Annotated in this window: 17 protein-coding genes; 3 read left to right on the plus strand and 14 right to left on the minus strand. The window is 72.0% G+C overall.

Features of this window, described 5'->3' with window-relative positions; genetic code table 11:
* Nucleotides 1-2: 2 nt before the first annotated feature.
* The 3 genes from ORI94_RS26005 to ORI94_RS26015 all read right to left on the minus strand — a co-directional run bounded on the left by ORI94_RS26005 (nt 3) and on the right by ORI94_RS26015 (nt 1,789).
* Nucleotides 3-776: a GvpL/GvpF family gas vesicle protein gene (locus ORI94_RS26005; protein ID WP_266079900.1), complete on the minus strand. Its 774-nt coding sequence runs from the start codon at nt 774-776 to the stop codon at nt 3-5.
* Nucleotides 773-1,210, minus strand: a complete 438-nt coding sequence (locus tag ORI94_RS26010; protein WP_266079901.1) for a gas vesicle structural protein GvpA — start codon at nt 1,208-1,210, stop codon at nt 773-775. Before ORI94_RS26010 ends, ORI94_RS26005 begins: the two co-directional genes overlap by 4 nt.
* A 168-nt stretch (nt 1,211-1,378) precedes the next feature.
* On the minus strand, nt 1,379-1,789 hold the full coding sequence (locus ORI94_RS26015; protein WP_266079998.1) for a gas vesicle protein: 411 nt from the start codon (nt 1,787-1,789) through the stop codon (nt 1,379-1,381).
* 484 nt (nt 1,790-2,273) lie between these two features.
* On the opposite strand from ORI94_RS26015, the gene ORI94_RS26020 reads away from it, so the two are divergent.
* The gene (locus ORI94_RS26020) at nt 2,274-2,639 is read left to right on the plus strand and encodes a hypothetical protein (protein ID WP_266079902.1); all 366 of its coding nucleotides are present in this window, start codon (nt 2,274-2,276) and stop codon (nt 2,637-2,639) included.
* Between the two features lie 66 nt (nt 2,640-2,705).
* Here the strand turns inward: ORI94_RS26020 and ORI94_RS26025 are convergent, their stop codons facing one another.
* From ORI94_RS26025 to aztB, 11 genes are all read right to left on the minus strand, one after another.
* Nucleotides 2,706-3,137, minus strand: a complete 432-nt coding sequence (locus ORI94_RS26025) for a hypothetical protein (protein WP_266079903.1) — start codon at nt 3,135-3,137, stop codon at nt 2,706-2,708.
* Nucleotides 3,138-3,225: 88 nt separating this feature from the next.
* Nucleotides 3,226-4,116: an SDR family oxidoreductase gene (locus ORI94_RS26030; RefSeq protein WP_266079904.1), complete on the minus strand. Its 891-nt coding sequence runs from the start codon at nt 4,114-4,116 to the stop codon at nt 3,226-3,228.
* 78 nt (nt 4,117-4,194) lie between these two features.
* On the minus strand, nt 4,195-4,797 hold the full coding sequence (locus ORI94_RS26035) for a flavodoxin family protein (protein WP_266079905.1): 603 nt from the start codon (nt 4,795-4,797) through the stop codon (nt 4,195-4,197).
* A gap of 70 nt (nt 4,798-4,867) precedes the next feature.
* Complete coding sequence (locus ORI94_RS26040; protein WP_266079906.1) at nt 4,868-5,323, minus strand: SRPBCC family protein; 456 nt, start codon at nt 5,321-5,323, stop codon at nt 4,868-4,870.
* 183 nt (nt 5,324-5,506) lie between these two features.
* Nucleotides 5,507-6,526, minus strand: coding sequence for an iron-containing redox enzyme family protein (locus ORI94_RS26045; RefSeq protein ID WP_266079907.1), 1,020 nt, complete (start codon nt 6,524-6,526; stop codon nt 5,507-5,509).
* On the minus strand, nt 6,523-6,831 hold the full coding sequence (locus ORI94_RS26050; RefSeq protein ID WP_266079908.1) for a CDGSH iron-sulfur domain-containing protein: 309 nt from the start codon (nt 6,829-6,831) through the stop codon (nt 6,523-6,525). Before ORI94_RS26050 ends, ORI94_RS26045 begins: the two co-directional genes overlap by 4 nt.
* A gap of 13 nt (nt 6,832-6,844) precedes the next feature.
* Entirely contained in the window at nt 6,845-7,531 is a 687-nt protein-coding gene (locus ORI94_RS26055) for a HemK2/MTQ2 family protein methyltransferase (RefSeq protein ID WP_266079909.1), read from the minus strand.
* Between the two features lie 218 nt (nt 7,532-7,749).
* Nucleotides 7,750-8,970: a zinc metallochaperone AztD gene (gene aztD / locus ORI94_RS26060; protein ID WP_266079910.1), complete on the minus strand. Its 1,221-nt coding sequence runs from the start codon at nt 8,968-8,970 to the stop codon at nt 7,750-7,752.
* 75 nt (nt 8,971-9,045) lie between these two features.
* Nucleotides 9,046-10,008: a zinc ABC transporter substrate-binding protein AztC gene (gene aztC, locus ORI94_RS26065; RefSeq protein WP_266079911.1), complete on the minus strand. Its 963-nt coding sequence runs from the start codon at nt 10,006-10,008 to the stop codon at nt 9,046-9,048.
* Nucleotides 10,005-11,249, minus strand: coding sequence for a hypothetical protein (locus ORI94_RS26070; RefSeq protein WP_416237899.1), 1,245 nt, complete (start codon nt 11,247-11,249; stop codon nt 10,005-10,007). The genes aztC and ORI94_RS26070 overlap by 4 nt, the downstream gene beginning before the upstream one ends.
* A 58-nt stretch (nt 11,250-11,307) precedes the next feature.
* Nucleotides 11,308-12,153: a zinc ABC transporter permease AztB gene (gene aztB / locus ORI94_RS26075; protein WP_266079913.1), complete on the minus strand. Its 846-nt coding sequence runs from the start codon at nt 12,151-12,153 to the stop codon at nt 11,308-11,310.
* 15 nt (nt 12,154-12,168) lie between these two features.
* Here aztB and aztA point away from each other — a divergent pair, with 15 nt between their 5' ends.
* Together aztA and ORI94_RS26085 are read left to right on the plus strand one after the other, a co-directional pair.
* Nucleotides 12,169-12,909: a zinc ABC transporter ATP-binding protein AztA gene (gene aztA, locus ORI94_RS26080; protein WP_266079914.1), complete on the plus strand. Its 741-nt coding sequence runs from the start codon at nt 12,169-12,171 to the stop codon at nt 12,907-12,909.
* A 203-nt stretch (nt 12,910-13,112) separates the two neighbouring features.
* Nucleotides 13,113-13,928 (plus strand): SAM-dependent methyltransferase, encoded by an 816-nt coding sequence (locus ORI94_RS26085; RefSeq protein WP_266079915.1) that lies wholly within the window; start codon nt 13,113-13,115, stop codon nt 13,926-13,928.
* Nucleotides 13,929-14,057 lie beyond the last annotated feature (129 nt).

Consider the following 14,057-nt stretch of genomic DNA (forward strand, 5'->3'; position numbering starts at 1 on the left):
GGTCACCCCGAGCCGGCGTCCATACCACCGGCCATCGTGCCCGCGGGCTCGGACGGACCGGGTTCGACGAAGCTGTACGGCGGCAGCGGGCCGTTCACCCGCACCTCCAGGTGCGGCATCTCCTCGCGCACCCGGTCCACGGCGGTGAGGAACTCCTGGGCCGCCTCCCGGTCCACCAGGTACGACACGTTGGCCAGCCAGCCGGTGGACTCGGGACCCACGCTCACGGCGTGGGCGGTCGGCTCCAGGGCGTGCTCCAGTGCGATGGCGTCCTGGGCCTCCTGGCCCTTGACGGCGGTGGCGACCATCTCGCCGAGCTGGATCTTGCTCTCGTAACTTCCGCCGCCCGCCTGCCGGTTGGCCTCCATCAGGGCACGGAGCTCCGGCTTGTCGGCCATCACGCGGTGCAGGACGGCCTCTTCGACGTGGCTGGCCTTGACGTTGTACTCGACCCGGCCGTCCAGCGCCCTCAGGCGTTCCTTGTAGTGCTCGGCGCGCTCCGCGAGCACGTCGGTGACCGCCTTGTCGTCGGTGGCGACGCTGCCGAAGCGCATCGGCAGCACGCAGCCGGCCGCGCCCACCTCGCTCAGCACGTGCTGATGGGCGAGCAGTTCCTTGCGCTTGGGACGCAGCCCCTCGGGCGCGTCACTGACGACGGCCGCCAGCCCGCTCTCCTCGAGGATCCGCACCTCGCTCGGCGGGTCGCCCACACCGCCCAGGCCCTCGGGGAGCGAGGGGTGTGCCTCGGCGATGATGCCGTAGATGTACGTGCTCACTCCTGCTCCTCCTTACGACGCGAGGGTGCGGCCTTGCGGGCACGCGGACGCGATGCCGTCTCGCGTTCGGAGTCGCTCTCGTCCCGGGCCTGCTTGAACGCGTCGGAAATGGTCTCGGCGGCGCCGGACAGCGCCCCCTTGGACTTGCCGCGAGCGCCGGACTCGGTCATCTCCCCGACCAGGTCGGGCAGGCCCGGGTCCTTGCGGGGCCCGGCCTCCAGGTCGAGCCGGTTGCACGCCTCGGCGAAGCGCAGATAGGTGTCCACGCTGGCGACGACGACGCGGACGTCGATCTTCAGGATCTCGATGCCGACCAGGGAGACGCGCACGAATGCGTCGATGACGAGCCCCCTGTCCAGAACGAGCTCGAGCACGTCGTAGAGGCCGCTGCTGCCGCCTCCACCGCTGGTCTGTTGTGCCGGTACGACAGTCATACCCGGTGCTCCTCCATCGTGTTGGTCGGTGTGGTTGCTTCTCCGGTCGAGTGGCCCAGGGCCTGTTGCGGAAGTGGCGCCGTCACCCGGAGGGCGGCCGCGCGGCGTCCGGTGCGGCGAGAGCGCGCGCCGGGCGTCGCACGGCGGGTGCCGCTTCCGCAACGGGCCCTAACGGCCGCCGGAACCGCGCACGTCGGCCCGGCCCCTCTCGTAGCGCCTGACGCGCCGGTAACCTGCGAGCTGCCCCTGGGGGTCGATCTCCACCTGGTAACTCGCCAGCAGGCTCATCGTGTCGGGCACCCGCTCGAGCTCGAGAACCTCGACCTCCAGCGTCCAGCCCGCCTCCGTCTGTCCGAAGGACGACACGGATTCGACGGTCAGGCCGGTGAGCTCCGCGAACTGGTCGCGCGCCTGACGCAGCACCTCCATCGGGCTCGGCCGACGCTCCTTCGCAGGGGTGTCGTCTGCCTGCTTGCTGTCGTCCTCGGTCGAGTCCCGAGAACTTTGTGACGAATTCTGCGACTTCCGTGAACTCTGTTGTGAACTTTGCGATTCGGATGTGTTCTTCGTATTCGACATGGCCACCTCGTCCTCCGTGTGGCCGCAGGATCGTCCGCCAAACCTCCACGATCGCGTGTGTGTGCCACATGCCGACCGCCGTCGCACTGGATCACGACCCAAGTCCCCTGCATCAGCGGCATGCTGACGGAGATTCAGCGATCGCCGGGAAGCCGGGGGGAACGCACCCGGGCACCTGACGGAGGGCCTCCACGTCCCGGCACCGCGGCCCGGCCGTCCACCCCCCGGCACACGCCTCCCGCCCGCCGTCGCGCACCCCGGAGGCGACCCGGGGAAAGCGGTCCGGGGGAGGACATGCTCGCCACAGGCCGGCGCGAGTCCCATGACAGGCCGGACGCCCGCCGCCTCGCTCACACGCCCGGCCGGACACCGGTCCGCGCGTGCGACGGGCCCCGACGGATGCCACATACACCTAGCGCCTGAAGGTGGGCAGTTCTCCCATGTGGCGGCGTAAAGGCATTGCCTGGAAGAAGGCAGGTCGGTCATGGCGAAGAAACCACCCGCGTCCGAGCCACCCCGGGGGAAGGGCCCGAGCCGTCACCAGGGGACCTCGCAGCACGGCTGGTCTCCCGACGTGGACGAGACGCACCAGCAGGAGAACCCCAGTGCCCACCGCTCCTTCCACACAGCCGAGCACGGTGGCGGGAAGGGCCCGGGACGGACCAGGTCCGAGGAAGAGACGAAGTCCGTGCCGGGCGAGACGGTGAAGAGCGACAGCACACCCGGTGAGGAGTACGCCCGCAACGACGGGAAGGGCCGGCGGGACACAAGGCCCAGGGGCCGCTCCCAGCGTCCCAGCGGCGCCACGGACGCCTCCGCGGGGACCGGCGTCGATCCACAGGACCCGTGAACCCGGCTCCCCCTCCCGCCGGCACCACCGGAGGGCCGGCAGTCCGGCGCTATGCCCGCCGTGTGCTCACGGGGTCTGCCCGGGGGTGCGGCGGGCTTCCTTCATCTCCGCCTCGTACACGTGCTCGCGCCCCTCGAGGAGTTCGCTCCGGATACGGGCCTCGGCCTCTGCGAAGGGCCGGTAGTAGTGGGTGTTGTACTCCTCGACGATCTCGAAGGTCCAGTGTCCGGGAATGACGTTCCGGCCCACGATGTCGTGCTGCAGCCGGTCGGCCTGGGCGTGGTGGCCCCCGGCGCGCAGGTGCTCCAGCGCCTCGTCCAGCTTCAGGTCCGCACCGCCGGTCAGCTGGTGGAAGGCGTAGAGGCTGCCCCGGGCCCGTTCCACGGTCTCCAGCGCCTCCGAGAGCGCGCCCAGGGCCTTCACCGTGGTGTCGGTGGCACCGTCGGGCCGGCGGTGGGACGGGTCGGGGCTCCGGGGCCCGTCCGGGTTCTCGTTCATGGTTCTCCTGTCCTGCCGGCGGGCGAGCGGCCCGCCGCCCTGGTACACCTGCCTCGGACACCGCTGCGTTTGTGCTCGTAGCGGTCCGTCACGGCAGCGGGGTACCGCCGGTCGCGTTGACGATCTCGCCGGTGATGTAGCTCGCCTGCGGGGAGGCCAGGAAGACGTAGGCGGGCGCCATCTCGGCCGGCTGGGCTGGCCGGCCGAGCGGTGACTGCTTCCCGAACTCCTGGGTGTCCGGGAGCGTCGCGGGAATCAGCGGTGTCCAGACGGGGCCGGGTGCGACCGCGTTGACGCGAATGCCGTCCTTGGCCAGCATCTGCGCGAGCCCCTGGGTGAAGGTGACGATCGCGCCCTTCGTCATGGCGTAGTCCAGCAGGTGGGGGCTGGGCTTGTACCCCTGGACGGAGGCCGAGTTGATGATGCTGCCACCGGCCGGAATGTGCGGGAGGGCCATTTTGGAGAGCCAGAACATGCCGTACAGGTTGGTGCGCACCACCCGGTCGAACTGTTCGGTGCTGATGGCCGCGATGCCTTCGGGCTGGGACATCTGGTAGGCGGCGTTGTTGACGAGGATGTCGATGCGGCCGAATTCCTCGACCGCCCGGTCGACGAGGCTCCGGCACGCCTCCTCCACACGGATGTCGCATTCGACCGCGACGGCGCGCCGGCCGGCGTCCTCGACCAGTCCGACGGTCGTGCGGGCCTCGTCCTGTTCCTCGGGCAGATACGTGAGAAGGACGTCCGCGCCCTCACGGGCGTAGGCGAGGGCGACCGCCCGGCCGATGCCGGAGTCCCCGCCGGTGATCAGCGCCCTGCGCCCGGTCAGGACGCCGGAACCGCGGTACGTCTCCTCGCCGTGGTCCGGCGGCGGGTCCATCGGCCCGGTCCAGCCGGGGTGGGCCTGATCCTGCTGGGTGAACTCGGGCTGCGGGTGCTGCTCGGCGGGGTGGGGCGTGGGCGGCTCGTTCTGGGCCATGGACTGCTTCTCCTGTCTGTCGCTGCGGTTCCGTCTGTCGCCGCGGTCTCCCGGTACCGGACTGGTGCCCACGAGGGCTCAACTCGGGGGGTAGGGCGATTCCTCGAGGAGTTTCGCCAGGTGCACGGCGTTGGCTGCCAGGGCCTTGGTGGTGGCGGCCACGGCGTCGGGGGTCGCCTCCAGGTCCTGGTAGTCCGTGCCCTGCTGGGCTTCACCGACCCAGTAGGTGACCGCACCCGGCGGCAGTGAGAACCCGAGGTCGTTGAGCCCTTGGAAGAGATCCGCGCTCACCTTGTGCGCACCGTCCTCGTTGCCCACGACGGCGACCAGGCCGACCTTGCCGCCGAACAGCCGGCGCCCCTGCTCGTCGGTCTCCGAGATGTCGGCGTTCAGGCGTTCCAGGACGCGCTGGCAGAGGCTGGAGGGGTGACCGAGCCAGACCGGGGTGGCCAGGAGCACGATGTCGGCGGCCATCACCTTCTCCCACAGCCCGGGCCAGTCGTCTCCGTCGCCCATGTCGCGGGCGACCCCCGGCCGGATGTCGTGGTCGACGACGCGGACCGTCTCGCCTTCCACACCGAGGCCGGCGAGTTCCGACATCACCTGCCCGGCGAGGCGGTGACTGCTGGAAGGATCGGGCGAGGGGGTGAGGGTGCAGACGAGTGCGACAGCGCGGGTCATGGATCCTCCTGGTCGTGCGAGATCGCCGCGGAAGGCACCGCGGGGGCGGGGGCGGGGGCGGCCGGCGGGGTCAGATCACCGTGGAGCGCTGCCGCGGGGAGTGCTCGACGACGTCGGCCAGCCGGGCGAGCATGCTGCGATGGCGCAGTTGGATGAGGACGTCGACGAGCGTGTTGTGGAGCGTCCCGCCCGGTCCGCGCAGGGGATGTTCGTTGATGGTGACCAGTGTGTTCTCGCCCCAGGGCCGTACCTCGAGAGCGATCCGCGCGGTGCCGAGCCACCCGCTGTCGGCTTCCAGCTCCAGGATGAAGGGCGCTTCGCACCGCCGGACGACGGTGTTCCCCGACACCGACCACGGCGCCAGATGAACGGTGTACGCGATGCTGGAGCCGACGCGGGGCCACACGCCGACCTCGGGTCGTGTCCCGGACGTGCCGACCACCCAGTCGCCGTAGCGCGTGCCGTCGGCGAGCACCGCCCAGACGTCAGCGGGCGGGCGTTCGATCAGCCGGTGCCGTTCAGCCATGGATCCTCCAGTTCACGGTGGGCTCACTGGTGGTAGTCCTGGTGCCCAGCCTGTCGCGGCTCACCCCCCTGTTCCTCCACTTTTGCACGCATCCCGGGGATCCGCCGCCTGTCGGCCGGGGGCCGGCCGTCCTCGCGGCGGGTGAGGTGTCCGGAACCGACGCCCCCCGGACCGCCGGACGGGTCAGAGCGGTCCGCGCAGACTGGTGCGTCCGTCGCGCCAGGCGGTGAGCGTCTTCTCGGCCAGGCGCGCGTCCAGCAGATCGGTGGCGTGGATACCGAACGCCACGTCCGCCTCCAGCCACGGCTCCTCCTCCAGCAGCCCGCCCACCACGTCACGGCGGACGACCTGTTCGTGGACGGCGTCGGCCTCCACGTGCTCGGCGTAGAAGTGCACGGCCGCCTCGCCGGCACCCGTGCGGCGCATCGCCTCGGCCAGTCGGCGGGAGGCCGGCGACGAGGTGACCTCGACGGCGGCGAAGTGTCCCACCAGCGCGCCGCGCAGAGCGCGGTGCAGGCCGAACACCGACATCAGGTTGACGATCGCCAGCATCTCCGCCGTCGCCACGTCGACGTACCGGCCGTACGTCGTGTCCAGGTCCAGGTCCCTCATGAGGTCCGCGAAGAGCCGCGAGTGCATCCGTGCCGCCTGCCCGGCACCGAACTCGTCGAACTCGACAGCGACCATGGCCGCCTTCGCCCTGCCCCGCAGCCGGGGTATCACCCAGGCGTGCGGATCGGCTTCCTTGAGGTGGTAGAGCGAGCGCTGGGCCGCGTACTCACGCAGCTGCCACAGTTCCCCTTCGTCCCGGAGGTGCCCCGAAAGGCCACCGGCCTCCACGGGCTCGACGAGGATCCCGGCGAACGCCTCCTCGAGGCCGGTGCCGCGCCCGGTGTCCGCACGCAGCGCGTCCAGGAAGCGGCGTTCCAGACCGGCGCGCAGCCCGAGCAGTCCCGGATTCCACTCCCAGGCGGAATCGACGTCGTGGAATCCGCGGTAGTGCAGTTCGTAGCAGAGGTAGAGCGCGAGGTGGAGGTCCTCTCCGTACGGGTCGGCCTCGTCGGCCGCCCCGCGTGACGGCAGGCGGATCTCGTCGCCGGGGTCGCTGCGCAGCGCACGGACGACTCCGTGGCTGAGGTCGCCGCGGCCCGCCGGCAGGGCGGGTCCGGTCAGTGGGATGCGGGACTCCTGCACGGTCTTCACTCTGCGGCCTCACCACTCGGGTCGGTAATGCGGACAGCGGTCTCGTCGGCGGTGCGTCCGGCGTCCGGACCGGCGCGTCGTGCCGGCTTGTCCTGGCCGGCCGCGGGGCTCCCGGTGCGGGGGCCCCGGCCGGCGGAGTCCCTGGCCCTGCGGCGGTGGCTGGTGTCGCACCACGGGTAGGTCCTGCTGCGCCGGCAGGCGCACAGGGCCACCACGAAACGGTCCGACGTGACCGTGCTCCCGTCGTCGAGGGTCACTTCGACCGGCCCCTCGAGAAGTACCGGCCCGTCCTTCGTCGGCGTCACGCGGTGCGGCCTGTCACCGGATGCGGTCGGCACGGATGATCACCAACTCTTCCTTCTCGTCGTCGGGCGCGATCAGACCGCGGCCCGCCAGCCACTTCCTGCGTGCCGACAGCACCGGGCCGAAGGGCACACGGCGCCGATCGGTCACCTCGGCCCGCAGACCGGACCGCTCCAGGCGCTCCAGGGTGGCGGAGACCCCGCACAGGGCCGAGTGCACCAGCAGCACGGCCCCGCGGGGCCGCAGCAGGTCCGCCGCTCCGTCGCACAGGCGGTCGACGAGGAGGCGGCCGTCGTGACCGGCGTCCCAGGCTCTGGCCGAGCCCCGCCGGGGTGGTGCGGCGTCCGGAGCGGGGACGTACGGCGGATTGCTGAGGATGAGGTCGAAGCGCCGTCCGGCGGCGGGGGTCAGGAGATCCCCCCGGACGACGTCGACCTTCAGTCCGGCGATCGCCGCGTTCACCCGGGTGGTGAGCACGGCGCGGCGGGTGCGGTCGACCGCCGACACGCGTGCTCCCCGCCGTGCCGCGGCGAGCGCGAGCACACCCGATCCCGTTCCGACGTCCAGGACCTCCGTACCGGGGCCGACCGCCTCACGTTCCAGGGCCTCCCGCAGCATCAGCGTGTCCTCCTGAGGCGCGTAGACGCCTCGCGGCGCCATCATCCGACCGCCCAGGTCGTACGTTCCCAGCAGCCCTGGCATCGGCTCACCTCACGCATCCGGTCGAAGCGCACTCTTCACGCTGTTCTCACGAGGACCCAGGACCTAGTGCCCCTGGAGGAAACGTTTAATCAACGCCTCTGTCCCGTTACCGGCGGTGCCCGGGTACAGCCGGGCACCGCGCGGCCGAAGCCGTGGAGGCCCCGGCGGGCCGGCGCGCCGGGTGCGCGACGGCCCGCCGGAGGCGGCCGGCCGGGGGGTCAGTGCCCCGCGACGACGCCGGAGAGTTCGTTGGTGCTCTTCGGCAGGGTCACGGAGGTGACCTTCTCGCCCGCTTCGATGTCCACGGCGTGCAGTTCGCGCGTGCCCGGTTCGGAGACGTACGCGGTGTGGTCGCGGACGAAGAGGGTGGGCCTCGGCTGCTGCCAGTCGAGCGGCTCCTGCCACTTGCCCACGACGGGGATCTTCTTCTCGACCTTGCCCGTCTCCGGGTCGATCACGCGCAGGGCACCGTCCGTACCGAGGACGAGCGCCTCGCCGTGGGGTCCCCGGCCCAGCGAGCGGAAGGAGTAGCTGGTGCCGAGGTCGACCAGGCGCAGTTCCGCCGTCCCGGTGTCGATCAGGGACACGCGCGTCGGCCGCTCCAGCTCGGCGTCCGGGTCGGTCTTGTAGTCGCCCAGCAGGACCGGGGAGGCGTCGCTGCCGGCCTGGTTGCCGATGCGGCCGTAGTCGTCGGGGGCGTCGACCTTGGTGAACTCGCCGTCCTTGTAGATCAGGATGCCGTCCTCGCAGCCGACGGCGACGGCCTCGCCCCGGGCGGCGGCCTCGCCGTGGACGCCGGGGCACTTCTCGTTGCGCGCGATCTCCTTGTCGTTCCGGTCGAGGACGAGGGCGCCGGTGCGCTTCTCCTCGGTGCCCACGGTGGTGAGGAGTTCGCCGTTGCCCAGTTCGATGGCGACGCCGTGGTGCGGTTCGGCGGAGGTGTACCTACGGCCCTCGGGCTTCTCGCCGCCGGCGAGGTCCGCGGGGTCGAGGACGTTGACCTCCCCCGTACCGTCGGTGAACAGGACCGTCTTGCCGGCATGCCGTACGACGTGTCCCGGCTTGGCGCCCTCGTACGTGATGTCGGTGAGGGCCTGCCCGGCGGCGTCGAGGACCCGGAAGCCGGAGTCGGTGGAGACGAAGACATGGGAGTCGTCACCGGCGGGGTTGACGCGGTTGAAGCCGGGCAGCTCGATCGTCGAGGCGAGCTTCAGGGTCTCGCCGTCCAGGATGTACAGGCCGCCGTCGAAGGTGGCGACCAGCGGCTCCTCGACCGGGGCGGCCCCGCCGCCCGGGGTGCCCTTCGAGGCCTTCTCCGTCTTCTGCGCCTTCGCGTCGGACGAGGGGCTCTCGCCGCCTCCGCAGGCGGTCAGGACGGCGGAGACCGCCAGGGCGAGGGCCGTCCCCGTGAGGGCTCTGGCGCGTGTCGACTTGCTCACTGTGCGTGTTCCTTTCCGGCCGCGCGGGCGCGGCTTCGGGGTGGGGTGTTCGAAATCGAGGGCTTGTGCGCGGGTTCAGCCGGCGGTCAGGCCGTCCGTCATGGCGGTGGTGTTGGCGCGCATCATCTGCAGGTAGGTGCCGGCGCCCTTGCCCTTCTCGGTCAGCGACTCGGAGTACAGCGCGACGACCCGGACCCGGCCGCCCAGTTCCGTGCGCAGGACCTCGGCCAGCCGGGTGGGCTGGGAGGAGTCCGCGAAGACGGTCCGCACTCCGGCCTCGCGCATGGCCTCGGTGAGCGAGCGCAGGTCCGAGGAGCTGGGCGAGGCCAGCGTCGTACCACTCGGTACGACCGCGCCGACCGTCCTGAAGCCGAAGCGTTCGGCGAGGTAGCCGAAGACGTGGTGGTTGGTCACCAGCGCGCGCCGCTGCTCGGGTATGCGGTCGAAGGAGCGTTCCATCCAGGCGGTCAGGTCGGCGAGTCGTTTGTCGTAGCGGTCGGTGTGGGCGCGGATCGTCTCCCCGTCCACGCCCTCCACGTGCTCGACGACCCGGTCGGCGATCAGGCCGGCGGCCGTGCGCACCCGGTCGGGGTCGGTCCAGAAGTGCGGGTCGGGCTGCCCGGCGTCCGCCTGGGGGCCGCCGTCGGCCGGTGCCCGGAAGACGAGCGGGTCCACCGCCCTGCCGACCTCGAGCGTGGCGGTCCCCGACTCCCGGGCGGCCTCCACGTGCCGCAGCACGTTCTCCTCCAGGCCCAGTCCGTTGAAGACCACGAGGTCGGCCCGCTCCAGCTCGGCGGCCTGCACGGCCGACAGCCCGAAGGAGTGCGGGTCTGCGTTCGGTTTCATCAGCACCGTGACGTCGGCCTCCCCGCCGACGATCTCCCGGGTGATGTCGCCGAGGATGTTCGTCGTCACCACGACCCGGGGCCGGTCGTCGCCGGTCGCGCACGCGGTGGCCGTGCCGGCGAGGGCGAGGGCGAGCAGGGTGAGGAGCAGGCGGCGCAGCCGCAGGACGGCGCGCCTCGGTGTCGTCGTCATCGGCCGGCCTCCACCATCAGGGCCGGTTCGATGTCGAGGTCGAAGGTGCGCGCGATGCGCAGGTCGTCGTTGTAGTCGATCTCGTACACGCGCTTGCCCTCCGGGTCGTTGAGGTAGGCGCGGCTGCGGTCGACCTCGATGACGGGCCGGGGCGCCGTCGCGTCCGGTCCGGTGCCGGGTACGTCCTTCAGCAGCGGCTTCGTCCGGGACACCTGCTCACCGGTGGCGATGTCGTAGCCGTACAGGACCCCGTCGGTGCGAAGGACGAGCAGGGGTGAGCCCTCGCCCGCGGTGTTGGCGGCGACGGCGGGGCCGGTCTCCACCCGGGTCCAGGTGCGCTCCGTGACGTCCAGGACCCATACGGCCCGGTCTCCGGCCGGCGCCGTGAGCGTGTCGCTGCCGGCCCGGTGACGGAAGTCCGTGGCCCGTTCCCGCTCGGGAACGCCCGCACCGTACGGGATCCTCTCGGCGGTGAACGTGCCGTCGTCCGCGCGGACCAGCAGGGCTCCGTCGGCGCAGCCGAGGACGACTCCCCGCCGGGTGACGGCGTCGCCCCGCGGTTTTTCGCACTCGGCGTCCGGTGCCGCGACGCGCTCGCCCTCGCGGTCGTACACCGCGACCTTCGGGGTGCCCTCCGTGTCGTCGGTGAGGGTCAGCAGGTGCTCCTCGTACGGCACGACGGCGCCGGTGTGCGTCCCGGGCAGCGGGCGGGGTGTGCCGGGGGCCCCCGCCTCCAGGTCGGCCCTGCGGTGGATCTCGGCCCGGCCGTCGCCGTGGGTCACGACGGTCACGGCGGCGTCGCTGCGTACGCGTGTACGGGGGCCGTCGGAGAGGCGGCCCACGTCGCGTATCGCCGTGCGGTAGTAGTGCACGTGGTCGCCGTGGTCCACCGTCCAGGCACCGGTGTCCAGGACGCGCGTGCCGTCCGCGCCGTGGAGGTGGCCGAACCGGCCGTCCGTGGTGAGGGCCGAGGTGCCCGGCGCCCGGGAGACCTCGTGCGACTCTCCGGTGATCAGGTCGAGGACGCGGGTGTCACCGCCGCTCGGGTCGTTGAGGAGCAGTCTGGACTGCTGCTCGGCCTTCTCCTGCGCCCCCTCGACGTATCCGTGCGGGGTGGTGGCCGACGGGCTCGCCGGCGGGGCGGAGGCGGCGCCGTCCCGGCCGTCCGCGCAGCCTGTGGCGAGCAGCGCGAGGGCCAGGAGCGCGGACGCCCCGGCAGTGACGTTTCCTCGGAGGGGCAAGGGGATCGACTCCATCGGGTTTCTGGATCGGGTCTTGGGTCAGGGCCGGGGCTTCGGGTCAGGTCTGCGGCTCGGGGCGGCGGCGTTGCCGCCGGTGGCGGAGGCCCGATGCGAGGTGGGAGAGGAAGAACAGGCCCACCGCGAGGGCCGAGACGGTCGCGCCGGCCGCGGTGCTCAGGTGCCAGGAGAGCAGCAGGCCGAAGAAGGTGGCGGCCGCGCCGAGCAGTGCCGCGATCGCCATCACCGCCCGCACACTGCGCCCCCACGGCAGTGCCGCCGCCGGCGGGGCGATGAGCAGGCCCAGGACCAGCAGCGTCCCCACGATGTGGAAGGAGGCGACGATGGCCAGCGCCAGCAGGCCCAGCAGCACGGCGTGGGCGACGCGCGGACGCAGGCCGAGGGTGCGGGCCTTGCGCGGGTCGAACGCCAGGGCGAGGAAGGCGCGGTGGCCGAGAGCCGAGACCGTCAGCGCCAGCAGCAGCGCCCCTCCCAGCAGGGCCAGGTCCTGTTCCCGGACGGCGAGGACGTCGCCGAAGAGGAACCCGGTCAGGTCCACCGCGAAGGACTGCGAGCGCGAGACGATGATGACGCCGAGCGACAGCATCCCGACGAAGAGCAGGCCGATCCCGGTGTCCTGGGACAGCCGTGGGGTACGCCCGAGGGCGGTGACGCCGACCGTCATCACGGCCGCGCTCAGCAGTGCCCCCACCAGCAGGTTGCCGCCCAGGAGTGCGGCGAGCGCGACTCCGGGCAGCAGTCCGTGCGACATGGCGTCGCCGAGGAAGGCCATGCCTCTGAGCACCACCCAGGTGCCCGCCAGGGCGCAGATCGCCGACACCAGCATCCCGCCCCACAGGGCCCTTTGCACGAAGGTCACCTCGAAAGGGCCTGTCAACCACTCCATGGCGAGCACACTACAATGACAACCATGTTCAATAAAGCCGCCTCCCCCGCCACCGAGGGCCGGACACCGACCCGCGTCCGCTTCGCCGGACTCTCCGCGGGCTACCCCGGCCACCCCGTGCTCGACCAACTCGATGGCTCGATACCGGCGTTGTCTGTCACCGCGCTGATCGGCCCGAACGGCAGCGGGAAGTCCACGCTGCTCGGAGTGCTGGCCGGAGTGATCCGCCCCACAGCGGGAGAGGTCCGGCACGACGGGGCCCGGCCGCCGGCGTTCGTCCCGCAGCGCGGGGCCGTCGGTGACGCGCTTCCGCTGACGGTCCGGCAGACCGTGGAGATGGGCCGCTGGGGCGAGCGGGGGCCGTGGCGCCGGCTCACGCGGCGCGACCGGACGGTGGTGGACGAGGCGATGGAGCGGCTCGGCATCACGGCGCTCGCCGCCCGCCAGCTCGGCGAGCTCTCCGGCGGGCAGCGGCAGCGCACGCTCATGGCGCAGGGCCTGGCCCAGGAGTCGGACCTGCTCCTGCTGGACGAGCCGACCACCGGCCTCGACCCCGAGGCCAGGGAGCGCACGGCGGCCCTGCTGACGGAACTGGTGGCCGACGGGGTGACCCTCGTCCACGCCACCCACGACCTGGACGCGGCGCGCTCGGCGGACACCTGCCTGCTGCTCCGCGAGGGCCGCCTGGCCGGCCAGGGACCGCCGGACCGGCTCCTCACCCCGACGGCACTCGCCCGCATGTGGCAGCCGGCCTGAGGCCGCGACAGCCGCGCGGGCCATGCCCCGTCCCGGCCCGGTGCGGCGCGGGCGGGCGGATTCCGCGCCACACCCGCGCCCCTTCGGACAAACAGCCGGAGAAACGAACTGAACTTCGCAACAACACCGTTGGGACGTAAGTTGTGCTGTGACACACCTGCCGGCTGACCACGCCTGCCTCGGCTGAGAGACGGACCGTACCCATGAGCGACCCCGAGACGACACCCGGAACCGCCGCACACCAGAAGATCGACTCCTCGGTGCCGCATTCGGCCCGGATCTGGAACTACTGGCTGGGCGGCAAGGACAACTATCCCGTCGACGAGGAGGCCGGCGACGCGTACACCGCCGTCTTCCCCGGCATCGTGACCATCGCCCGCAGCAGCCGGGCCTTCCTGCGGCGCACCATCACGTATCTGGTCACCGAGGCCGGCATCCGGCAGTTCCTGGACATCGGGACGGGTCTGCCGACCGCCGACAACACGCACGAGGTCGCCCAGCGCCTCGCCCCGGAGAGCAGGATCGTCTACGTCGACAACGACCCGATGGTCCTGGCGCACGCCCGCGCCCTGCTCTACTCCACCCCCGAGGGGGCGACCGCCTACGTCGACTCCAACGTGCTGACCCCGGAGCGCGTCCTGGAAGCCGCCGCCCGGACGCTGGACTTCTCCCGCCCCACCGCCCTGATCCTCAGCAACATCCTGGGCCACATCGCCGACCACGACGAGGCGCGCTCCGTCGTCACGCGGCTGATGGACGCGCTGCCGCCCGGCAGCCACCTGTCCGTCAACGACGGTTCACGGGGCATCGACCCGGGCTTCGAACAGGCCCAGGACGGCTACAACAAGAGCGGCGCCGTGCCGTACAACCTGCGCACCGTCGACGAGATCACCTCGTTCTTCGACGGCCTGGAGCTCCTGGAGCCCGGCGTCGTCCCGGTCACCCGGTGGCGTCCGGACGCCGACGCGGCCGACGCGCCGGTCATCGCCGAGCACGGCGGCCTCGCCCGCAAGCCGTGACCCTCCGCCGGGCCGCGGGCCCTCGTGGCCCGCGGTCTCCGGCTCCCACCCGACGACCGCGACGACCGGGCGCCGTACAACGCCTGAATCCAGGGGAAGTACGGCAAAGCACCACCCGTGGTGGTGCTC

The sequence above is a fragment of the Streptomyces sp. NEAU-W12 genome (genome assembly GCF_026242095.1).
Lineage (GTDB): Bacteria > Actinomycetota > Actinomycetes > Streptomycetales > Streptomycetaceae > Streptomyces.